This window comes from Streptomyces sp. NBC_00076 (assembly GCF_045041235.1).
In the GTDB taxonomy this organism is placed as follows: domain Bacteria; phylum Actinomycetota; class Actinomycetes; order Streptomycetales; family Streptomycetaceae; genus Streptomyces.
The window spans coordinates 2,338,505-2,358,574 of the sequence record NZ_CP108242.1; the positions used below are offsets into that span (position 1 = coordinate 2,338,505).

Below are 20,070 nucleotides of genomic sequence, written 5' to 3' on the forward strand. Positions count from 1 at the left end.
CACCACGAGAGCGGAACAGCCAGGCGGAATAAGCCCGGCCGTTCACAGCGTCCTCGCTGTGTTTTCTTCAAAGGAACCTCGCCCCAACCGGAAATCCGGCCGGAGACGGGGTATCAACATATCTGGCGTTGACTTTTGGCACGCTGTTGAGTTCTCAAGGAACGGACGCTTCCTTTGTACTCACCCGAGAGACTCTCTCAGGCTTTCCTCCGGGCGCTTCCCTTCGGTCTTGCGTTTCCGACTCTATCAGATCCTTTCGGACCCGATTCCCTGCCGGAGGGGATTTGCCGGAAGGTCTTGGCTTTCGCCTGTCGGCCTTTCGACATTCACTACGTTAGCCGATTCCCGAGCCAACTCATAATCGAGCTCCGCAGGTTCCGAATTCAGACGTGCGGACACGTCGAACTCGCCCCCGCTGGGAGGGAGTCGTAGGTAGTGGGTTGGCCACTTCCGGCTGCAGGCGATCGCCGTACCCGGTTCAAGCGGCTGGAGCTACATTACGCATCTTGGGAAGGCGCGTCAACTTCGGCGACGCCTCGGTACGTGGGCCCGATAGGGGCTCACGGTCGGGTCGTTGGCGATCCAGAAGCGCCAGGGGTGGACGCCTCCGTCGCCGGCCACTCCGGTGCGAGGGCCGTTCAGTACCTGGTCAGAGGGGACGGGCGTACCGGTCAGGACCCGTAGCGGGGTGTCATGCGGAGTGCAGGCGTCCGTACCGTCCAGGGCGCGGTCCACGCCCAGGGCCGTCGCGAGGCGGGCCGGTCCTTTGGCCAGTTCCTTGTCGTTTCGGGCCGACAGCCGACGTTTGCGCGCCAGTTCGGCGCCCTCGACGATCTCGCCGGCGCGGAGCAGAACCGCACTCGCCCTGTCCGCGGGGCCGCACACCAGGTTCATGCAGAACCACATGCCGTACGTGAAGTAGACGTACACGTGCCCGGGGGGACCGAACATCACGCCATTGCGGGCTGTGCGACCGCGATAAGCGTGCGAACCGGGGTCGTTCGGACCGTCGTAGGCCTCGACCTCCGTGAGGCGGAGGGCGATCGGACCGTCCGGCGTGGTGTGTACGAGGGTGCGGCCCAGGAGGTCGGGGGCGACTTCCAGGACAGGTCGGTCGAAGAACTCCCTGGGGAGGGGCGTACGGTCGGGGGTCGCGATCATGCCGTCCGAGGGTAGTGCAGACGGGTGAGCGCAGCGGGGTGGTGCGGGGGCGTTCGCCTTGTCAGGGTGAGGACGCGGAACCGGCCGCGACCGGAACGCGTTTCTAAGGATCAAGGATCCATACGAGAGGGAGAGACATGGCGTTCAAGAAGCTGCTCGCGAGCCTGGGGGCCGGCGGGGCTTCGGTGGAGACGGTGCTGACCGAGGTCAACGTCGTTCCGGGTGGTGTCGTCCAGGGTGAGGTACGGATCCAGGGCGGGTCGGTCGACCAGCAGATCGAGGCACTGTCGGTCGGCCTGCAGGCCAAGGTCGAGGTCGAGAGCGGTGACCAGGAGTACAAGCAGGACATCGAGTTCACGAAGCAGCGGCTCGGCGGCGCCTTCGAACTGAAGGCGGGCGCCGTGCACGCGGTGCCGTTCGGGCTGGAGATCCCGTGGGAGACGCCGATCACGACGATCGACGGGCACTCGCTGCCGGGGATGCACATCGGAGTGAGCACGGAGCTGGAGATCGCCCGGGCGGTGGACTCCGGTGACCTGGACCCGGTCAACGTGCACCCGCTGCCCGCGCAGAAGGCGATCCTGGACGCCTTCATCCAGTTGGGCTTCCGGTTCAAGAACGCGGACATGGAGCGTGGCCTCATCCGCGGTACGCGCCAGCGGCTGCCCTTCTACCAGGAGATCGAGTTCCTGCCGCCGCAGCAGTACCGCGGCCTGAACCAGGTCGAGCTGAGCTTCGTCGCGGACGCGAATGCGATGGACGTCATCCTGGAGATGGACAAGAAGCCGGGTCTGTTCAGCGAGGGCAGTGACACCTTCCGGTCGTTCCAGGTGGGTCTGCACGACTACCAGGGCACCGACTGGGCGGCGTACCTCAACCAGTGGCTGTCCGAGGTCGGCAGCAAGCGCAACTGGTTCTAGGCTCGGAAGCACAGACTCCAGAACCGATCAGGAGGTACCGAGGTGACCGAGCTCAAGAGGCGGCCGCTCCCCCACGACTTCCATCCGCCCGTGCCGTCGTTCACGGTGGCGAGCGAGGACGTCGCGGAGGGCGCGACGCTCAAGGACGCTCAGGTCCACGCGGCCGGCAACACCTCGCCGCAGCTGCGGTGGGAGGGCTTCCCGCCCGAGACCAAGAGTTTCGCCGTGACCTGCTACGACCCCGACGCTCCGACGGGCAGCGGGTTCTGGCACTGGGTCGTTTTCGACATCCCGTCCTCGGTGACCGAGTTGCCGGTGGGTGCGGGCAGCGGCAAGTTCGAGGGCCTGCCGGAGGGTGCCGTACAGGCGCGGAACGACTTCGGGACGAAGGACTTCGGTGGTGCCGCGCCGCCGCCGGGGGACGGACCGCACCGGTACGTGTTCACCGTGTACGCCGTGGACCAGGACAAGCTCGGTCCGGACTCGGACGTCTCTCCCGCCGTCGTGGGCTTCAACCTGAGGTTCCACACGATCGCGCGTGCCCAACTGGTGGGTGAGTACGAGGTGTCGGCCGACGAAGCCTGACGTTCGTGGAACGTTTGCCCGTCCCTGGTCTTGGAAGTGATCAGGGGCGGGCACTTTTTATTTCGTTGTCCATCTCGGCGTGCCCGGCCAGAGTTGATCCCAGTCCGCCGTGGGGTGGGCGGGTGCACACGGGAGGTGGGCTGGTCATGCGGGACACGCTGGTACTGAACGCGAGCTTCGAGCCGCTGTCGACGGTGACGTTGAACCGAGCCGTCGTTCTGGTGCTTCAGGACAAGGCCGTCGTCGAACAGTCCCACCCCGAACTGCGCATGCGCGGAGCCGCGGTCGACATACCGGCGCCCCGGGTGATCAGGCTGTGCAGGTACGTGAGGGTGCCCTTCCGAAGACAAGCTCCGTGGTCGAGGCGGGGTGTTCTGGTGCGGGACCGGCACAGGTGCGCGTACTGCGGCAGGCGGGCGACGACCGTGGACCACGTGGTACCGCGGTCGCAGGGTGGTCAGGACACCTGGCTGAACACGGTGGCCTCGTGCGCGCAGGACAACCACCGCAAGGCGAACCGGACTCCGGAGGAGGCGGGCATGCCCTTGCTGCGGCTGCCGTTCGAGCCGACTCCGGCGGACGCGATGCTGTTGTCACTGGGCAACGAGGACCTGGGGGCTCTGCCGGACTGGCTCGCGCGGGAAGCGGCGTAGGGCCGGGGTAGGGCTGAGGTCATTCGGGCTGCGGTCGTTCGGCGGCTGCGGGTGGTTGGTGGCTGCGGGTGGTTGGTGGCTGCGGGTGGTTGGTGGCTGATAGCGCAGTTCCCCGCACCCCTTGGGGGGTGCGGGGAACGATTGTTTCAGGGCGGTGCTAGTCGATCGACGGCTTCTCTCGGCGTTCCGTGCCCCCGTTACCGGAGTTGCCTCCGCCCGAACCGCCGCCCATGCCACCGAAGTTGCCCATGGCGCCGGACAGGCCCTTGAGGGCGTCGCCGATCTCGCTGGGGACGATCCAGAGCTTGTTGGCGTCGCCCTCGGCGATCTTCGGGAGCATCTGGAGGTACTGGTAGGAGAGGAGCTTCTGGTCCGGGTCGCCTGCGTGGATCGCCTCGAAGACCGTACGGACCGCCTGGGCTTCGCCCTCGGCGCGCAGGGCGGCGGCCTTGGCCTCACCCTCGGCGCGCAGGATCTGGGACTGCTTCTCGCCCTCCGCGGTGAGGATGGCGGCCTGGCGCGTACCTTCGGCGGTGAGGATCGCGGCGCGCTTGTCACGGTCGGCGCGCATCTGCTTCTCCATCGAGTCCTGGATGGAGGTGGGCGGTTCGATGGCCTTCAGTTCCACGCGGTTGACTCGGATGCCCCACTTGCCGGTGGCCTCGTCGAGGACACCGCGCAGGGCCGCGTTGATCTCCTCGCGGGAGGTCAGGGTCCGCTCCAGGTCCATCCCGCCGATGATGTTGCGGAGCGTGGTGACGGTGAGCTGCTCGATCGCCTGGATGTAGCTGGCGACTTCGTAGGTCGCCGCCCGGGCGTCGGTCACCTGGTAGTAGATGACGGTGTCGATGTTGACGACCAGGTTGTCCTGGGTGATCACCGGTTGGGGCGGGAACGGCACGACCTGTTCACGCAGGTCGATGCGGTTGCGGATGGTGTCTATGAACGGGACGACGATGTTGAGTCCCGCGTTGAGTGTCCGCGTGTAGCGGCCGAACCGCTCGACAATGGCCGCGCTGGCTTGCGGGATGACCTGGATCGTCTTGATCAAGGCGATGAAGACCAACACCACCAGGATGATCAAGACGATGATGACCGGTTCCATCGTGTTCCCCGACCCCTTCTCCGCATCGCTTTCGGAAGATCTTATGGTTGTTGAAGATCTTGCTGGTCGAGTCTGACAGACCGTCGCGTACCTTGTGACCGTTCCGTTCAGTTACGTCATGCCTCAACTGACAAGGTCACATGACGATCGCGGTGGCGCCCTCGATCTCCACGACGTCCACTTCTTGACCTACTTCGAAGGCGTGGCCGGTGTCCAGGGAGCGGGCGGACCAGACTTCGCCTGCGAGCTTGATCCGGCCGCCGGAGCCGTCGACGCGTTCCAGGACGACGGCCTGTCTGCCTTTCAACGCGTCCACGCCGGTGGCGAGTTGGGGTCGTTGTGAGCGGTGCCGGGTGGCGATGGGCCGTACGACGGCGATGAGGGCGACCGAGACGATCACGAAGGTGAGCACCTGGACGACCACGCCTGCGCCCAACCCGGCCGCGATGGCGGCGGCCACCGCGCCCACCGCGAACATGCCGAACTCCGGCATCGCGGTCACGACGAGCGGGATTCCGAGCGCTGCCGCGCCGACGAGCCACCACACCCATGCGTCGATGTCGTTCACGTGGTCATGGTAGGGCTGCAAGTCCCGCCGCCGACAGGGCGCAGAGTGCCTGGGAACAGCTTCTTACCCGGGTTTTCACATGGTCGGGTGGGTTTCAGGACAGCGGGAGGCCGTGTGCGGTCCAGCGGTCTCCGACCTGTTCGACGACGAGCGGGAGACCGAAGCAGAGGGAGAGGTTGCGGGAGGTGAGTTCGAGTTCCAGCGGGCCGGCCGCGAGCACCTTGCCCTGGCGGATCATCAGGACGTGGGTGAAGCCGGGGGCGATCTCCTCGACGTGGTGCGTGACCATGAGCATCGAGGGCGCGATCGGGTCGCGTGCGAGGCGTCCGAGGCGGCGTACCAGGTCCTCACGGCCGCCGAGGTCGAGGCCGGCGGCGGGCTCGTCGAGGAGCAGCAGCTCGGGGTCGGTCATCAGCGCACGGGCGATGAGGGTGCGCTTGCGCTCGCCCTCGGAGAGCGTCCCGAACCTGCGGTCCACGTACTCGGTCATGCCGAGGCGGTCGAGGAAGGCGCGGGCGCGCCGCTCGTCCACGTCCTCGTACTCCTCCTGCCAGCCCGCGGTCATGCCGTAGGCGGCGGTGAGCACGGTCTGAAGGACGGTCTGGCGCCTGGGGAGCTTGTCCGCCATGGCGATGCCGGCCATGCCGATGCGCGGGCGCAGTTCGAAGACGTCGGTGCCGGGGGTGCCGAGGGTCTCGCCGAGGATGGTGGCGGTGCCCTTGCTGGGGTAGAGGTAGCTGGACGCGACGTTCAGGAGGGTGGTCTTGCCGGCGCCGTTCGGGCCCAGGATGACCCAGCGCTCGCCCTCCTTCACCGACCACGAGACCTGGTCCACCAGAGCCCGGCCCTCGCGGACCACGGATACGTCCTGAAGCTCCAGAACATCGCTCATGAGCGCGTTGTCTCCCCTTGCAGTGTGGCCGGTCTCGGCTGTCGGTTCGCCTGTGGCTCGGTCCGCCGCGCCGATGGGCGCAGCCCTCGAAGAAATCTACGCCACCGGTCCCCCGCTCCATTCCATCGGTCCGGTCCTTAGGGTGGAGGCATGCTTTCGGAACCACGTTCAGGACGCCTTGCCGCCTGGGGAAATGCCCTGTTGGCCGGACTTGTCTCGCCGGACGACGCCGTTCTCGCCATCGTGGGCGAGGACGCCGTGCACCGGGTGGAGGGGCTGCCGGGTGAGTCGGCGCCCGTCGGTCTCACGCTCGCGTTGGGGCGGCTGCGGTCGCTCGGGGTGGCGGGGCTGCGGATCGCCTTGCCCGCGCCCGGGCATCCGCTGGGGCTGAGCGGACCGCCGGAGTTCAATGCCCGGGCGTTGGACGCGGAGGAGGCCGTGGTCTGTCACGGGGCCGCGCTCGGGCTGGTGCCGGAGGTGTACGAGGTCGGCCCCGAGGGCGATGTGCATGCCGAGGTGATGTGGCATGTGCTTCCCGTACGGGAGGCGCCGCCCGCGGACGTGCCGTCTCTCGGGGAGGCCGAGCGGGAGCTGGCGGAGGCGCTGCGGGATGCGACCGAGGTGCTCACGCGGCTGGACGTGGCGGGGTCGGGGCCGGTGGCGGAGGCCGCGGTCGAGGCGTACCGGGCGCGGGCGGAGCGGGGCCGGGAGGTGTTGGCGCCGGGGTATCCGCCGCGCGCGGTGCGGGTGCTGGAGTTGGCGCAGCGGGTGGGGCTGCTTGTCTCCCTGGCGTACGGGAACGGGCCTGGGGGCGCGGTCAGCTCCGCTGAGATGAGGGCGCGTGCCGAGGCTCTGCGGCCGGTGGAGCGGACGGCTCGACGGGCGGCTGTCGCCTCCTACAACGCGTATGTGGAGGAGCGGGAGAGGGGGGTGCGGTGAGCGTCGGTCGGTGGGGGATCGCTTGTCGGTGTGGGCGTTCACAGCCGATATGGGGATCAGCCCGGGATTCGAACGCCTGCCCGTGCGGAACATCCGGCCCGCAAAAGGACCGGCCTCCCGGGTGGGCCGGGAGGCCGGAGGTCACTGCCCGTTCGGCGACGGGTGTCAGCGGTTGATGCCGAGGTTGCCGAAGGCGGGGTTCAGTACGCCGATGACGTTCACGCTGTTGCCGACCGCGTTCACCGGGATGTGCACGGGAGCCTGGATGAGGTTGCCCGAGGCGACGCCCGGGGAGCCCACGGCCTTGCCGTCGGCGTGCGCGTCGGTGGCGGAGGCCATTCCGGCACCGGCGGCGATCAGCCCGCCGGCCACCATCGTCACGGCCGCTGCCTTCTTCAGGTTCTTCACTTCTGAGCCCTCCCTAGCGATTGCCGCGGCAGTCGCCGCAGCACGCACTGGAGAACGGCGGAGATCGGCGAAGGATGCGCCATTCGGGGGACATTCCCACGACGGTATGAATCTCAGACCGGAGTGGAACGCTCCGTATTGCCGCGCGGAGCGCGCACCGGGCGCGTTTCAGCCGGTCACGCCATGGCGTACGGCCCACAGGGCCGCCTGGGTGCGGTCGGACAGGTCGAGTTTCATCAGGATGTTCGAGACGTGCGTCTTGACGGTCTTCTCGGAGAGGACCAGGGCGCGGGCGATCTCCCGGTTGGAGCGGCCGTCCGCTATCAGCCCGAGCACCTCCCGCTCCCGTTCGGTGAGCGAACCGCCTCTGCCCTGCCCCGAGTTGGTCTCCTCCTGGGACAACAGGGCGCCCGCCACCTCCGGTTGGAGGAGGATGTGGCCCGCGTGGACGGAACGGATGGCCCCGGCCAGGGCGTCGGGGTCGACATCCTTGTAGATGTATCCGGCGGCGCCGGCGCGCAGAGCCGGGACGACCGTGCGCTGCTCGGTGAAGCTGGTGACGATGAGGACGCGCGCGGGGTTGTTCAGTTCGCGGAGCTTGCGCAACGCCTCGACGCCGTCCATGCCCGGCATCTTGACGTCCATGAGGACCACGTCGGGTTTCAGTTCCTCGGCGCGGGCGACGCCCTCGACGCCGTCGGCCGCCTCGCCCACGACCTCGATGTCGTCCTGGACCTCGAGGAACGTGCGCAGTCCCCGGCGGACCACCTGGTGATCGTCGACGACCAGCACCTTGATCGGGTCAGCCACCGGGAACCTCCAGTTCGATCGTGGTGCCCTTGCCGGGCGCCGATTCCACGGTCAGTGTGCCGCCGACCCCGCTCGCCCGGTCCCGCATGGAGACCAGGCCGAGGTGCCGCCCCGCGCGGCGTACGGTCTTCGGGTCGAAGCCGCTGCCGTCATCCGAGACCCGGAGCACGGCACCGCTGCCGCGTCGGTCGACGGTCACGTCGACATGTCCGGCGCCCGAGTGCCGCAGGGCGTTGTGCAGTGCCTCCTGAGCGACGCGGAGCACGGCTTCCTCCTGGGAGGCGGGCAGAGCGCGGACGCCGTGGCCGAGGAAGGTCACGCGTGCGGTGTGCGCCCGGTCGAGGACCTGGATGTGGGTGCGGAGGGTCGCGACCAGACCGTCCTCGTCCAGTGCCGCCGGGCGCAACTCCACGACCGCGGCGCGCAGTTCGTCGGCGGCCTCGGCGGCCAGAGCGGCCACCTGCTGGAGTTCGCCCTTGGCGCGGGACGGGTCACGGTCGACCAGGGCCGCGGCGGCCTGGGCGGTCAGGCGCAGGGAGAACAGCTTCTGGCTGACCGCGTCGTGCAGTTCGTGGGCGAGCCGGGAGCGTTCCTCCGCGATGGTCAGCTCGCGGCTGCGTTCGTACAGGCGGGCGTTGGTGAGGGCGATCGCCGCGTGCTGGGCGAGGATCCCCAGGAGCTCCGCGTCCTCCTCGGTGAAGCCGCAGCGGTCTTCCGGCTCGGGGCTCGGGAGGCCATCCTCGTCAGGACGCAGCTTGTTCGCGAGGAACAGGGCGCCGATGACCTCCTCGCCGTCGCGGATCGGCAGGCCCAGGAAGTCCGACATCTCGGGGTGGGCGGAGGGCCAGCCCTCGAAGCGGGGGTCCTTGCGCACGTCGGCGAGGCGCTCCAGGCGGGCCTCCTGCAGCATCGCCGCGAGGATGCCGTGCTGGCGCGGGAGCGGGCCGATGGCCTTCCACTGGGCGTCACTGACGCCGTCCACCACGAACTGGGCGAAGCCGCCGTGATCGTCGGGCACGCCGAGCGCGGCGTACTGCGCGTCGAGCAGTTCGCGCGCGGAGGCGACGATCGTCTTGAGGACGTCGCGCACCTCCAGGTGCCTGCTCATGGCCAGCAGCGCGGAACTCACCGCGGCGAGGCCGGACCGGGGGCCTTGACTCATGCCCTCACGGTACCGGCGGGGTGTGACAGTCCGTATCGGTCCAGTGGCGGCCGTCGTCTAGGGCGCGGGACCTAGGGCGAAGGGCCTCGCCGGTCTGCGGCTCGCGTCCGAGGCGGACGGGGCGACCGGGTTCCTACGTTGGGGGCAGGCCGATCAGGAGGCATCGAGGACGAGGGGCGTGTGTCATGCCGGTAGCGATCATCACGGGAGCCTCGAAGGGGCTGGGGCGGGCGCTGGCCGATGCCCTGGCCGGACGTGGCTGGGATCTGGTGCTCGACGCCAGAGGCGCCGAGACCCTCACGGAGGCGGCCGGCGTCGTGTCCGCGCATGGGAGGCGCGTGACAGCCCTGCCAGGGGACGTGACGGACCCCTCCCACCGCGGCGAGCTGGTGGCGGCGGCCCGGAAGCTGGGCGGGCTCGACCTGCTGGTCAGCAACGCGAGTGCGCTGGGTGCCGAACCGCTGGTCCGGCTGGCGGGGCTGCCGCTGGAGGGACTGCGGCGGGCGCTGGAGGTGAACGTGGTGGCCGCCCTCGGCCTGGTCCAGGAGGCGCTGCCCATGCTGCGGGCCTCCGAGGCGGGCGCGGTGATCACGGTCAGCTCGGACGCGGCCGCGGAGGCGTACGAGACGTGGGGCGGCTACGGGGCGTCGAAGGCGGCCCTGGACCATCTCGCGGCGGTGCTGGGCGAGGAGGAGCCCGGGTTGCGGGTCTGGGCGGTCGACCCCGGGGACATGGCGACGGACCTGTACGCGGTGGCCGTACCGGAGGACGAGGACCCGCGGCCCGAGCCGGTGACCGTGGTGCCCGCGTTCCTGCGGCTGCTGGACGCGCGTCCCGCGAGTGGGCGGTACGGGGCTGTCGCACTGATGGAGTCACCGTGACGCTGGCGGCGAAGGTGCCTCAGGAGTTGTCGGCGCGGGTGCCTGCCGAGCAGCGTGGGCGCGGGCGTGACCGGGACGCCGTACGACTGCTCGTGTCGCGGGGCGTGGAGGTGTCGCACCACGCGTTCGTGGAGCTGCCCCGGCTGCTGCGGGCGGGGGATCTGTTGATCGTCAACACGTCCCCCACGCTGGCGGCGGCCGTGGACGGGCGGATCGGGCACGCGCGCGTGGTGGTGCACTTCTCCACCTGCGGGGACGACGGGCGATGGGCCGTCGAGCTGCGGGATCCCGACGGAACGGGCACCACGCGCGCGCGTGCCGGCGGGCCCGCGGGGACGGAGGTGCGGCTGCCGGCGGGGGTACGGCTGGTGCTCGAGGATCCGGTGGGCGCGGGGAGCGAGCGGCTGTGGTGGGCTCGGGTGTCCGTCGCGAGGGGCTCGGGGATCCTCGGGCTGATGCGGGAGTACGGGCGGCCTGTTCGCTACTCCTACACCGAGCGGGACCAGCCGTTGTCGGTGTACCAGACGGTGTTCGCGCTGCCGTCGTCGGACGGGTCGGGCAGCGCGGAGATGCCGAGCGCCGCGCGGCCGTTCACCGCGCGGCTGGTGGCGGAGCTGGTGAGCCGGGGTGTCCGGTTCGCACCGGTCACGCTGCATGCCGGGGTGGCCTCGGCGGAGGCGCACGAGCCGCCGTATCCGGAGCGGTTCGCGGTGCCGGAGTCCTCGGCGGAGTTGATCAACGCGGTGAGGGCGGGGGCCGGGCGGGTCGTGGCGGTCGGTACGACGGCCGTACGGGCCGTCGAGTCGGCGGCCGGTCCCGACGGGGTGGTACGCGGTCGTGCGGGGTGGACCGATCTCGTGGTCAGCCCGGAGCGCGGGGTGCGGGTGGTGGACGGGCTGTTGACGGGCCTGCACGAGCCGGAGGCCTCGCATCTGCTGATGCTGGAGGCGATCGCCGGACGGGCCGCGGTGGACCGCGGTTACGAGGAGGCGCTGCGCGGGCTCTACCTGTGGCACGAGTTCGGGGACGTGCACCTCGTCCTCCCGCCGGAAGGACCTCACACACAGCATTGCGCCAGCAACTGGTGGTGAGGTTGCTGTCCGCCCGATGTGAGCCCGGACATAGGGCGCACATCACGTACGAAGAGAAATAGGAGACAAAGGGTTCACACCTGAACGGGGCAGACGTTCTAGTCTGTCCCGTTTTGCCCTTCCCCGATCCACTACCCGGGGTCGTAGGTCACACCTTTGCCTGGGCATTTTGCTGCCGCTAAGAATGGCTCCCGTCGCTCGGCGCCGCGGGTTCGATCCGCGGCGTTTGTGCCGGAAGCACCCGTCCCCCACGGGACGACGAGCGACCTCCGCGCTATTCGAAGAGGTCCACTCGCATGCTCCAGAACATCAAGGCCCGAAGTCGCAACCTGAAGAACATCAAGGCCCGAAGTCGCAACCTGACCAAGACGCACAAGATCGCGATCGCTGGTGTGACCACACTCAGCGCCGCCGCCATAGCGTTCACCGCGGTTCCGAGCGGACAGACGACCACGTCCGAGGCTGCCGCCCCCGCACGCGTCGCCTACAGCTCCGAGCAGCTCAAGGGTCTCCAGTCGGGCGTCACCGAGCAGCTCGCCGGTGCCGGCCTGCAGGGCAAGAGCGTCGACGCGCAGGCCAAGGCGAAGGCGGCGACCCAGGCCAAGGCCAAGGCAGAAGCGGACGCCAAGGCCAAGGCTGCGGCCAAGGCCAAGGCCGTCGCGAAGAAGAAGGCCGCCGCGGCCGCCGCCAAGAAGAAGGCCGAGCAGGCCCACAAGGCGAAGAAGGCCGCGAGCCGGTCCGCCAAGCGTCCGCACCTCAAGACCGTCGCCGCGAAGTCCTATGCCAACAACCTCAACGGCTGGATCAGGGAATCCCTGGACATCATGAAGGCCAAGGGCATCCCCGGTTCGTACAACGGTCTGTACCGCAACATCATCCGGGAGTCCTCGGGCAACCCGAACGCGATCAACAACTGGGACATCAACGCCATCAACGGCATCCCGTCGAAGGGGCTGCTCCAGGTCATCCCGCCGACCTTCAAGGCGTACCACGTCGCGGGCACGTCCTGGAACATCTACAACCCGGTCGCCAACATCACCGCCGCCGCCAACTACGCGGCCGACAGGTACGGCTCGATGGACAACGTCAACAGCGCGTACTGAGGCCGCGCGGACCTCTTCACGCCGAAGGGCGGCACCCCCACCGGGGTGCCGCCCTTCACTGTCGTACGGAGACGATGCCGTACGGAGGCGATCACTTGCGCATGACCTCGGGCTCGTGGCGGCGCAGGAAGCGGGCCACGAAGAAGCCGCAGATCACACCGAGGACGATCAGGGCGGCCATGTCCATGCCCCAGGCGCCGACCGTGTGCTCCCACAGCGGGTCGTTGCCGCCGCCGTCCTTGGGCGGGCTGATCTTGTTGAAGTCCAGCGTGGCGCCCGCGGCCGCGACCGCCCAGCGGGACGGCATCAGATACGAGAACTCGTTCACGCCGACCGCGCCGTTCAGAGCGAACAGGCAGCCGGTGAACACGACCTGGATGATCGCGAACATGACCAGCAGCGGCATGGTCTTCTCGGCCGTCTTCACCAGCGAGGAGATGACCAGGCCGAACATCATCGAGGCGAAGCCCAGGGCCATGATCGGGATGGAGAGTTCGATCATGGTGTTGCTGCCCAGGACCACGCCCTCCTTCGGGATCTCCCGGCTGGCGAACCCGATGACGCCGACCAGCAGGCCCTGGAACACGGTGATCAGGCCGAGCACGAACACCTTGGACATCAGGTACGCGGAGCGGGACAGGCCGGTGGCGCGTTCCCGCTCGTAGATGACCCGTTCCTTGATCAGCTCACGGACGGAGTTCGCGGCACCCGCGAAGCAGGCACCGACCGCGAGGATCAGCAGGACGGTGGTGGCCGTGCCGTTGGGGATGATCCGGCCGGTCTTCGGGTTGGCCGGGTTGGGCAGCAGGCTGTTGCCCGAGTCGATGAGCAGGCTCACCGCGCCCAGGACCGCCGGCAGGATCACCATCAGGGCCAGGAAGCCCTTGTCGGAGGCGATCACCGAGGTGTAGCGACGCACCAGGGTGATGAACTGCGACATCCAGCCCTGCGGCTTCGGCGGCTTCATCGCCTGCATGGGCGGCATCTGTACGGACTGTGGCGCGACGGCGTCGATGTCCGCGGCGTACATCTGGTAGTGCTGCGAGCCCTTCCAGCGGCCCGCCCAGTCGTAGTCGCGATAGTTCTCGAAGGCGGAGAAGACGTCGGCCCAGGTGTCGTAGCCGAAGAAGTTCAGTGCCTCCTCCGGCGGACCGAAGTAGGCGACCGCGCCGCCGGGCGCCATCACGAGGAGCTTGTCGCAGATCGCCAGTTCGGCGACGGAGTGCGTGACGACGAGGACCGTACGGCCGTCGTCGGCGAGACCGCGCAGCAGCTGCATGACGTCGCGGTCCATGCCCGGGTCGAGGCCGGAGGTCGGCTCGTCCAGGAAGATCAGTGACGGCTTGGTGAGCAGCTCCAGGGCAACCGAGACGCGCTTGCGCTGGCCGCCGGAGAGGGAGGTGACCTTCTTCTCCTTGTGGATGTCCAGCTTCAGTTCACGCAGCACCTCGTCGATACGGGCCTCGCGTTCGGCGCCCGTGGTGTCGGCGGGGAAGCGCAGTTTGGCCGCGTACTTGAGGGCCTTCTTGACGGTCAGTTCCTTGTGCAGGATGTCGTCCTGCGGGACCAGACCGATGCGCTGACGCAGCTCGGCGAACTGCTTGTAGAGGTTCCGGTTGTCGTAGAGGACGTCGCCCTGGTTGGCGGGCCGGTAACCGGTGAGCGCCTTCAGGAGCGTCGACTTGCCGGAACCGGACGGACCGATGACCGCGATGAGCGACTTCTCCGGGACGCCGAAGGAGACGTCCTTGAGGATCTGCTTGCCGCCGTCGACCGTGACGGTCAGGTGACGGGCCGAGAAGGAGATGTCACCGGTGTCGACGAACTCCTCGAGCCGGTCGCCGACCAGGCGGAACGTGGAGTGGCCGACGCCGACGATGTCGTTCGGGCCGAGCAGCTGCGAGCCGCCCTTGGCGATCGGCTGGCCGTTGACGTACGTGCCGTTGTGCGAGCCCAGGTCATGGATCTCGAAGCGGCCGTCGGGCGTGGCGTGGAACTCGGCGTGGTGGCGGGAGACCTGGAGGTCGGAGACGACCAGCTCGTTCTCCAGCGCGCGACCGATCCGCATCACACGGCCCAGCGAGAACTGGTGGAACGTGGTCGGGCTGCGGTCGCCGTAGACCGGCGGCGCCCCCGCGCCACCACCGGGAACCTGCTGCGCGTACACCTCGCCCGGGCCCTGCTGCTGCGGGACCTGCGGCGCGGCCCCCTGCTGCGGCTGCTGCCAGCCGGGGTGCGGGGCCTGCTGCTGCGGTACCTGCTGGGGCGGTGCCTGTTGCTGCGGTGCCTGCTGGGGCGGGGCCGCCGCCCAGCCGGGACCGGCGCCCTGGGCCGCGTACGGCTGCTGTTGGGGCTGGGCCTGCGGCGAGGCGACCGCGGCGGCGGCCGCCGAGATGTCCAGGCGCGGTCCGTCGGTCGCGTTGCCGAGGTGCACGGACGAGCCGGGGCCGATCTCCATCTGGTGGATCCGCTGCCCCCGCACGAACGTGCCGTTGGTGCTGCCGTGGTCCTCGACGACCCAACTGCGGCCACCCCAGCTGATCGTGGCGTGCCGCCACGACACCCTGGCGTCGTCGAGTACCACGTCCCCCTGCGGATCACGACCGAGGGTGTATGGCCTGGACGCATCGAGCGTCCAGGTCCGTCCGTTCAATTCCAGTACGAGTTCCGGCACTCCATGCCCCACTGAGTAGTCCCCCGAGTTACCCCCATCACAGGGAGTCTAGGGATGTCGAACATCGTCGGGAACTATTTCAGGCTCGTCCCTCTGACCGAAAGCCGGGCCTTGCGAAGAAGGGGTACGTCCGTTTCGACTGTTTCCGTTGACGGGGTTGAAACCGGCCCGGAGAGTGGTAATCCACGCGAGGGGGACATGCGCGGCAACTCGGCCGTGCAGCGGATCGGGGGGTCTGCCATGAGTGCGTCCATGAGCGTCGGGACCGCGAAGCCGGGCGCGAGGCTGCCGTGGGGCGACATCCTGCTCGCCGCGATCGCCTCCGTGAGCTGGGCGTTGATCGGGATGGCGGGCACGGCGGCGCTCGGTCTGCATCTGCTCGAAGCCGATACGGCGAGCTCGCTCGGCCCGATGACCGCGGCGGTTGTGGCTCTCGGTGCGGGTGGTTCCGTCACTCCGTCCGGCGATGTCTCCGCGTTCGGGCTGAAGGGCGCGGAGGCGGCGACGGCCATCGAGATCACGCCACTTGGGGTCAGCCTGGTGGGCGGGCTGCTGTTGTCGTGGTTCTTCTTAAGGTCCCTGCGGACGGCCGGAGTGGTGATCGCCCCGTCCGAACTCCTCGCGCGCGCGGGCGCGGTGGTCGCGGTGTTCGTGGCGATGCTGGGCGGGCTGGTCTGGGCGGGGCACGACGTCATCACGATCGACGGAAGCTCGCTGGGTCTGGACGACTTGCCCGGTGGTGGCGGGGGCGGCGGCATCGAGATTCCCGGAGTGGGCGACATCGGGGACATCGGGGGGCTGCTGCCGGACCAGATCGGCGGCCTCATCGACGCGAAGGCGGCGGTCGGTTTCACGGTGGACACCGCGCCGACCCTGCTCGGCGGGCTGGGCTGGTCGGCCGGGATCCTGCTGATCGCGCTGCTGGCCTCGCGCCGGACTCCGCTGCCGCACGGCTTCGAGGTCGTGCACAGGGTGGTCCGGCCGGCCGCGTCCGCCCTCGTCACCGTGTTGCTGGTGGCGGTGGCCGCGGGGTTCGCCGCGGCGGCGTACGCGGCGATCGGGGACGACCACCCGAAGCGGATCGCGGGAGCGGCGCTGCTGGGCGCGCCGAACGGGGTGTGGCTGGGCGTCCCGATCGGCCTGTTCGTGCCGTGGGACGGCAGGGCGACAGGCGAACTGACCCGGCTTCTGCCGACCCCGCTGGACGACCTGTTGGGCAACGGCTCGAACCAGTCCATCACGCTGGGGCGCCTGGCCGAACTGGACGGGCGGGTGTGGCTGCTGGGGGTCGCGACAGCGCTGATGATGCTGTTGGCGGGGGTTTTGACGGCTGCGCGGACGCCGGCGGCTGCGCGGACGCCGGCGGGGGCGGGGGGCGCTCCGGATGCGGGGGCAGCTGGGGTCGGGGGCTCGGGACACGAGCCGCACACGAGACCGGCCGGGCCCGGGAACTCGGGGTTCGCTCCCGATACGAGGCCGGCCGGGGCAGGGGGCTCGGGACTCGATCCGCGGACGAGGTCGGCCGGGCCTGGGAGCTTCGCGGGTGTGGGGTCCGGCGGGGTGCGGGGTCCTGGGGCCCTCGGTTTCGCGGGGCGGTGTGCCCTGCGGCTGGGGGTCGCGACCGCGTTGACGTTGCCCTTGCTCGCCTGGCTGACGGAGGTGTCGGTGGACGCCTCGCTGTCCGTGCTGGGCTTCGACGCGTTCGGCGCCGGAATAGACCTCCACGGGCATCTCGGTACGGCGTTGCTTCTCGGCGCGCTGTGGGGTGCGGTCGCGGGAGCCCTCGGGGCGCTTCTCGCCCGCGCGACGGGTGCGGCGGGGCAGCGGGCGGCGCCCCTGGCACGGGGGGACGTGGTGGGGCTGCGGAGTGCGGGGGCGCCTGGGCCGGAGGACGGGCGGCGTGTCCGGTACGGGGGCGAGACCGGTGGGCCGTACGGGGGCGAGCCGGGGAGTCGCTCTGCGGCCGGGGCTGGGGCCAGGGATGAAGGGCCGTACGCCGGTCAGGCCGGGCAGGCGTACGGCGGTGAGCCTGGACGGTCCTACGGGGGTGATGCGGTTGATCCGTACGCGGCTGAGCGTGGGGGTACCGAGGCGGGCGGGTCCGGGATGCCGCCGTACACCGGCGCGTCCGGGGGCCCGCCGTACGCAGGTGAGTCCCGAGCGGGATCGAACCCGTACCCGGCGGTGCCCGGAGATCCGTACGCCGGTGAGCCCGGGCCCTATTCCCCCGGCTCGCCGCACCGGCCGCCGAACCCGGCCACCGATCCGTATCTGCGGATGCCGGAGGAGTCGCGGGAACCGCAGGACGCGCGACCGCCGGAGACAAGGCCGGCACTCGGGGCTGAGTCGGCCCCAGGGGCGGGGCGCCGGCCCGATGTCGACATGTACGGCTCACCCACGGTGGTCCGGCCGCTCGGGCCGCCTGTCCGCAAGCCCCGCAAACCTCCCGAGCCGAGGTCCGAAGACCGCCCGCCGTCCACACCGGACGACGGACCGCCTCCGCCTCCGCCACCACCACCGCTACCCCCACCACCACCGCCGCCCCCGCCCTCTCCCCCGCCGCCGGGGAGGCCGAAGCGGGGACGACCCTGACCCGGCGCACGCGCGTCCCCAACGCCTCGGGTCCCGATGCCTCGGGTTCCTGGCTCCTCGGGCCCCTGGCACCTCGGCCTCTGGCCGTGCCGGTGACACCACGTCCGGAATCGTCCCCGCCCCTCCCGCCCCTCCCGCCCCTCGCGCCCGGACGGAGTCGACCGGCGGGCGACGCCGTGGTCGCGCGGGCTTCGACTGCGGGTCGCCTCGTGACCGTCGCCGCGGTGGTCCGCGCCACGCATTGGTGGTCGAGACGTAAGGTCAGGGCCACCGGCCCGCCACCCAGTGTTCCCTGTCCGTCAGACGGACCTCGGGAGCGGAAGGCACTGCGTGCCGGATACGGTGGGAACACCATGAGCGCTTCGCAGACCTCGCTGTCCTCCGACGCCCCCACCCTTCTCGTCAAGATCTTCGGGAAGGACAGGCCGGGCATCACGGCCGGACTCTTCGACACCCTCGCCGCCTACTCCGTCGACGTGGTCGACATCGAGCAGGTCGTCACCCGTGGCCGCATCGTTCTGTGCGCGCTCGTGACCGCACCGCCCCGCGGGCTGGACGGCGATCTGCGCGCCACCGTCCACAGCTGGGCGGAGTCGATGAAGATGCAGGCGGAGATCATCTCCGGCCGCGGCGACAACCGGCCGCGTGGGCTGGGGCGTTCCCTGGTCACCGTGCTCGGACATCCGCTGACCGCGGAGGCGACGGCGTCGATCGCCGCTCGTATCACCCGGGCCGGCGGCAACATCGACCGTATCTTCCGACTGGCCAAGTATCCCGTGACGGCCGTGGAGTTCGCGGTGTCCGGTGTGGAGACGGAAGCCCTGCGCACCGCCCTGGTGACAGAGGCGGCGGCGCTCGGCGTCGATGTGGCGGTGGTCGCGGCCGGTCTGCACCGGCGGGCGCAGCGCCTGGTCGTCATGGACGTCGACTCGACGCTCATCCAGGACGAGGTGATCGAACTCTTCGCCGCGCACGCCGGGTGTGAGGACAAGGTCGCCGAGGTGACCGCGGCCGCGATGCGCGGTGAGCTGGACTTCGAGCAGTCGCTGCACGCGCGGGTGGCGCTGCTGGAAGGACTGGACGCGTCGGTGGTGGACAAGGTCCGCGCCGAGGTGCGGCTGACGCCGGGGGCGCGCACGCTGATCCGCACGCTGAAGCGGCTCGGCTTCCAAGTCGGTGTGGTGTCGGGCGGCTTCACCCAGGTCACCGATGATCTGAAGGAGCGGCTGGGGCTCGACTTCGCCCAGGCCAACACGCTGGAGATAGTCGACGGGAAGCTGACCGGCAAGGTCACCGGCGAGATCGTGGACCGTGCGGGCAAGGCACGGCTGCTGCGCCGGTTCGCCACCGAGGCGGGCGTACCGCTCTCCCAGACGGTGGCGATCGGTGACGGTGCCAACGATCTGGACATGCTGAACGCGGCCGGTCTCGGGGTTGCCTTCAACGCCAAGCCGGTGGTGCGGGAGGCCGCGCACACCGCGGTGAACGTCCCGTTCCTGGACACGGTCCTGTATCTGCTGGGCATCACCCGCGAAGAGGTCGAGGCGGCGGACGCGCACGTGGAGGACTGAGCAGGACCTCGTACGAGAACCGAGCAGCACTACATGTGTGAGGGGCCCAGCGCTGCAGGGCCCCTCAGGCATGTCTCTGGCGTGTCGTCTCGCGTGTCGTTGGGACCAGGTCAGTCGGACGGTGCCCAGTAGTCGAGGAGAGTGGCCACGCCCGGCTCCAGAGCCTTCCAGGGGCCGCTGAACGACAGGACGGCGAAGGCCGCGGCCGGGAAGCCGCGCAGGCTCATCCGGTCACGGGCGTCGCCCTCGGCCGAACCGGCCAGGATGTCCGCGAGGCCCTGCACACCCGGGTTGTGGCCCACCAGGAGGACGTTCTGCGCGTCGTCGGGGGTTTCGTTGAGCAGGGCGATCAGCTCACCGGGCGAGGCCTCGTAGATCCGCTCCTCGTAGACCGTCTTCGGTCGGTGCGCGAACTCGTGGACGGCGAGTTTCCAGGTCTCGCGGGTCCGGGTCGCGGTGGAGCACAGGGCCATGTCGAAGGAGAGGCCTGTGTCGGTCAGCCTGCGTCCGGCTTCGGCCGCCTCCATGCGGCCCCGATCGGTGAGCGGCCGCTCATGATCGGTGACCTGGGGCCAGTCGGCCTTCGCATGCCGGAAGAGGACGATCTTGCGGTGTTCTGCGACGCTCATGGGATCCAGCTTCGCATGAAACAGGCCATGGGGCGCGAGGAGTTGACGGGCGGCTCCGGCCGTGCTCAGCGCGATATCAGCTGCTGGAGGCGCTCGAAGAGCCGGGTGACGGCGGGGTCCCCGGTTGCCGCCTGGGCGTCCGTCGGGTTCAGGATCAGCGCCAGCAGCACGATGAAGGCGAGCGTCGGCAGCGCCAGCGCCCACCAGGGCAACCGGATGTCGACGCCGGCCCGGGAGGCCGGGTGGGGCCGGGTGTGCGTAGGGGCCGACATGGGTGCCTCCGCTGCTCTTCGAGTGGTCCGTGGTCCGCCGTTCGCGGCCACATC

19 protein-coding genes are annotated in these 20,070 nt (G+C 69.8%); 9 read left to right on the forward strand and 10 right to left on the reverse strand.

The window, feature by feature from the left end; all coding sequences use genetic code 11:
• Window positions 1–519: 519 nt before the first annotated feature.
• Window positions 520–1,161, reverse strand: a complete 642-nt coding sequence (locus OHA64_RS10705; RefSeq protein ID WP_405611425.1) for a DNA-3-methyladenine glycosylase — start codon at window positions 1,159–1,161, stop codon at window positions 520–522.
• A gap of 137 nt (window positions 1,162–1,298) precedes the next feature.
• Here OHA64_RS10705 and OHA64_RS10710 point away from each other — a divergent pair, with 137 nt between their 5' ends.
• The 3 genes from OHA64_RS10710 (at window position 1,299) to OHA64_RS10720 (ending at window position 3,319) form a co-directional block, all read left to right on the forward strand.
• Entirely contained in the window at window positions 1,299–2,081 is a 783-nt protein-coding gene (locus tag OHA64_RS10710; protein ID WP_405611428.1) for a sporulation protein, read from the forward strand.
• 42 nt (window positions 2,082–2,123) lie between these two features.
• Entirely contained in the window at window positions 2,124–2,666 is a 543-nt protein-coding gene (locus OHA64_RS10715) for a YbhB/YbcL family Raf kinase inhibitor-like protein (RefSeq protein WP_405611431.1), read from the forward strand.
• 146 nt (window positions 2,667–2,812) lie between these two features.
• A complete protein-coding gene (locus OHA64_RS10720) occupies window positions 2,813–3,319 on the forward strand; it encodes an HNH endonuclease (protein WP_405611434.1) in 507 nt (168 codons plus the stop codon).
• A gap of 157 nt (window positions 3,320–3,476) precedes the next feature.
• Here OHA64_RS10720 and OHA64_RS10725 read toward each other — a convergent pair whose 3' ends face one another.
• The 3 genes from OHA64_RS10725 to OHA64_RS10735 form a co-directional block, all read right to left on the reverse strand.
• Window positions 3,477–4,424: an SPFH domain-containing protein gene (locus OHA64_RS10725; RefSeq protein WP_405611437.1), complete on the reverse strand. Its 948-nt coding sequence runs from the start codon at window positions 4,422–4,424 to the stop codon at window positions 3,477–3,479.
• A 136-nt stretch (window positions 4,425–4,560) separates the two neighbouring features.
• Complete coding sequence (locus OHA64_RS10730; protein ID WP_405611440.1) at window positions 4,561–4,992, reverse strand: NfeD family protein; 432 nt, start codon at window positions 4,990–4,992, stop codon at window positions 4,561–4,563.
• A gap of 94 nt (window positions 4,993–5,086) precedes the next feature.
• Window positions 5,087–5,884 carry an ABC transporter ATP-binding protein gene (locus tag OHA64_RS10735; RefSeq protein WP_405611443.1) on the reverse strand — a complete coding sequence of 266 codons (798 nt, stop codon included), beginning with the start codon at window positions 5,882–5,884 and terminating at the stop codon, window positions 5,087–5,089.
• A gap of 150 nt (window positions 5,885–6,034) precedes the next feature.
• Here OHA64_RS10735 and OHA64_RS10740 point away from each other — a divergent pair, with 150 nt between their 5' ends.
• Entirely contained in the window at window positions 6,035–6,823 is a 789-nt protein-coding gene (locus tag OHA64_RS10740; protein WP_405611446.1) for a hypothetical protein, read from the forward strand.
• 165 nt (window positions 6,824–6,988) lie between these two features.
• Here the strand turns inward: OHA64_RS10740 and chpE are convergent, their stop codons facing one another.
• From chpE to OHA64_RS10755, 3 genes are all read right to left on the reverse strand, one after another.
• A complete protein-coding gene (chpE, locus tag OHA64_RS10745) occupies window positions 6,989–7,231 on the reverse strand; it encodes a chaplin ChpE (protein ID WP_405611449.1) in 243 nt (80 codons plus the stop codon).
• 168 nt (window positions 7,232–7,399) lie between these two features.
• A complete protein-coding gene (locus OHA64_RS10750; RefSeq protein ID WP_405611452.1) occupies window positions 7,400–8,041 on the reverse strand; it encodes a response regulator in 642 nt (213 codons plus the stop codon).
• Entirely contained in the window at window positions 8,034–9,203 is a 1,170-nt protein-coding gene (locus tag OHA64_RS10755; RefSeq protein WP_405611455.1) for a GAF domain-containing sensor histidine kinase, read from the reverse strand. The genes OHA64_RS10750 and OHA64_RS10755 overlap by 8 nt, the downstream gene beginning before the upstream one ends.
• 185 nt (window positions 9,204–9,388) lie before the next feature.
• Between OHA64_RS10755 and OHA64_RS10760 the strand changes: the two genes are divergently transcribed.
• The 3 genes from OHA64_RS10760 (at window position 9,389) to OHA64_RS10770 (ending at window position 12,278) form a co-directional block, all read left to right on the forward strand.
• Window positions 9,389–10,084: an SDR family NAD(P)-dependent oxidoreductase gene (locus OHA64_RS10760; protein ID WP_405611458.1), complete on the forward strand. Its 696-nt coding sequence runs from the start codon at window positions 9,389–9,391 to the stop codon at window positions 10,082–10,084.
• The gene (locus OHA64_RS10765; RefSeq protein WP_405611461.1) at window positions 10,081–11,175 is read left to right on the forward strand and encodes an S-adenosylmethionine:tRNA ribosyltransferase-isomerase; all 1,095 of its coding nucleotides are present in this window, start codon (window positions 10,081–10,083) and stop codon (window positions 11,173–11,175) included. The genes OHA64_RS10760 and OHA64_RS10765 overlap by 4 nt, the downstream gene beginning before the upstream one ends.
• Window positions 11,176–11,471: 296 nt before the next feature.
• Window positions 11,472–12,278 carry a transglycosylase SLT domain-containing protein gene (locus OHA64_RS10770; RefSeq protein WP_405611464.1) on the forward strand — a complete coding sequence of 269 codons (807 nt, stop codon included), beginning with the start codon at window positions 11,472–11,474 and terminating at the stop codon, window positions 12,276–12,278.
• A 91-nt stretch (window positions 12,279–12,369) separates the two neighbouring features.
• Here OHA64_RS10770 and OHA64_RS10775 read toward each other — a convergent pair whose 3' ends face one another.
• Window positions 12,370–14,952: an FHA domain-containing protein gene (locus OHA64_RS10775; protein ID WP_405623931.1), complete on the reverse strand. Its 2,583-nt coding sequence runs from the start codon at window positions 14,950–14,952 to the stop codon at window positions 12,370–12,372.
• Window positions 14,953–15,192: 240 nt separating this feature from the next.
• Between OHA64_RS10775 and OHA64_RS10780 the strand changes: the two genes are divergently transcribed.
• Complete coding sequence (locus tag OHA64_RS10780; RefSeq protein ID WP_405611467.1) at window positions 15,193–17,544, forward strand: streptophobe family protein; 2,352 nt, start codon at window positions 15,193–15,195, stop codon at window positions 17,542–17,544.
• Window positions 17,545–17,897: 353 nt separating this feature from the next.
• The gene (gene serB / locus OHA64_RS10785) at window positions 17,898–19,115 is read left to right on the forward strand and encodes a phosphoserine phosphatase SerB (RefSeq protein WP_405611470.1); all 1,218 of its coding nucleotides are present in this window, start codon (window positions 17,898–17,900) and stop codon (window positions 19,113–19,115) included.
• Between the two features lie 110 nt (window positions 19,116–19,225).
• Here serB and OHA64_RS10790 read toward each other — a convergent pair whose 3' ends face one another.
• Both OHA64_RS10790 and OHA64_RS10795 read right to left on the reverse strand, forming a co-directional pair.
• A complete protein-coding gene (locus tag OHA64_RS10790; protein ID WP_405611472.1) occupies window positions 19,226–19,744 on the reverse strand; it encodes a SixA phosphatase family protein in 519 nt (172 codons plus the stop codon).
• 65 nt (window positions 19,745–19,809) lie between these two features.
• On the reverse strand, window positions 19,810–20,016 hold the full coding sequence (locus OHA64_RS10795; RefSeq protein ID WP_405611475.1) for a hypothetical protein: 207 nt from the start codon (window positions 20,014–20,016) through the stop codon (window positions 19,810–19,812).
• Window positions 20,017–20,070: the final 54 nt, after the last annotated feature.

What these genes read in the sequence shown, in the direction of transcription:
- OHA64_RS10780 (WP_405611467.1), top strand. Translation starts at nt 15,193, where the DNA reads ATGAGTGCGTCCATGAGCGTCGGGACCGCGAAGCCGGGCGCGAGGCTG.
- OHA64_RS10705 (WP_405611425.1), bottom strand. Translation starts at nt 1,161, where the DNA reads ATGATCGCGACCCCCGACCGTACGCCCCTCCCCAGGGAGTTCTTCGAC.
- OHA64_RS10795 (WP_405611475.1), bottom strand. Translation starts at nt 20,016, where the DNA reads ATGTCGGCCCCTACGCACACCCGGCCCCACCCGGCCTCCCGGGCCGGC.
- OHA64_RS10720 (WP_405611434.1), top strand. Translation starts at nt 2,813, where the DNA reads ATGCGGGACACGCTGGTACTGAACGCGAGCTTCGAGCCGCTGTCGACG.
- OHA64_RS10740 (WP_405611446.1), top strand. Translation starts at nt 6,035, where the DNA reads ATGCTTTCGGAACCACGTTCAGGACGCCTTGCCGCCTGGGGAAATGCC.
- OHA64_RS10755 (WP_405611455.1), bottom strand. Translation starts at nt 9,203, where the DNA reads ATGAGTCAAGGCCCCCGGTCCGGCCTCGCCGCGGTGAGTTCCGCGCTG.
- serB (WP_405611470.1), top strand. Translation starts at nt 17,898, where the DNA reads ATGAGCGCTTCGCAGACCTCGCTGTCCTCCGACGCCCCCACCCTTCTC.
- OHA64_RS10770 (WP_405611464.1), top strand. Translation starts at nt 11,472, where the DNA reads ATGCTCCAGAACATCAAGGCCCGAAGTCGCAACCTGAAGAACATCAAG.
- OHA64_RS10790 (WP_405611472.1), bottom strand. Translation starts at nt 19,744, where the DNA reads ATGAGCGTCGCAGAACACCGCAAGATCGTCCTCTTCCGGCATGCGAAG.
- OHA64_RS10735 (WP_405611443.1), bottom strand. Translation starts at nt 5,884, where the DNA reads ATGAGCGATGTTCTGGAGCTTCAGGACGTATCCGTGGTCCGCGAGGGC.
- OHA64_RS10710 (WP_405611428.1), top strand. Translation starts at nt 1,299, where the DNA reads ATGGCGTTCAAGAAGCTGCTCGCGAGCCTGGGGGCCGGCGGGGCTTCG.
- OHA64_RS10760 (WP_405611458.1), top strand. Translation starts at nt 9,389, where the DNA reads ATGCCGGTAGCGATCATCACGGGAGCCTCGAAGGGGCTGGGGCGGGCG.
- OHA64_RS10725 (WP_405611437.1), bottom strand. Translation starts at nt 4,424, where the DNA reads ATGGAACCGGTCATCATCGTCTTGATCATCCTGGTGGTGTTGGTCTTC.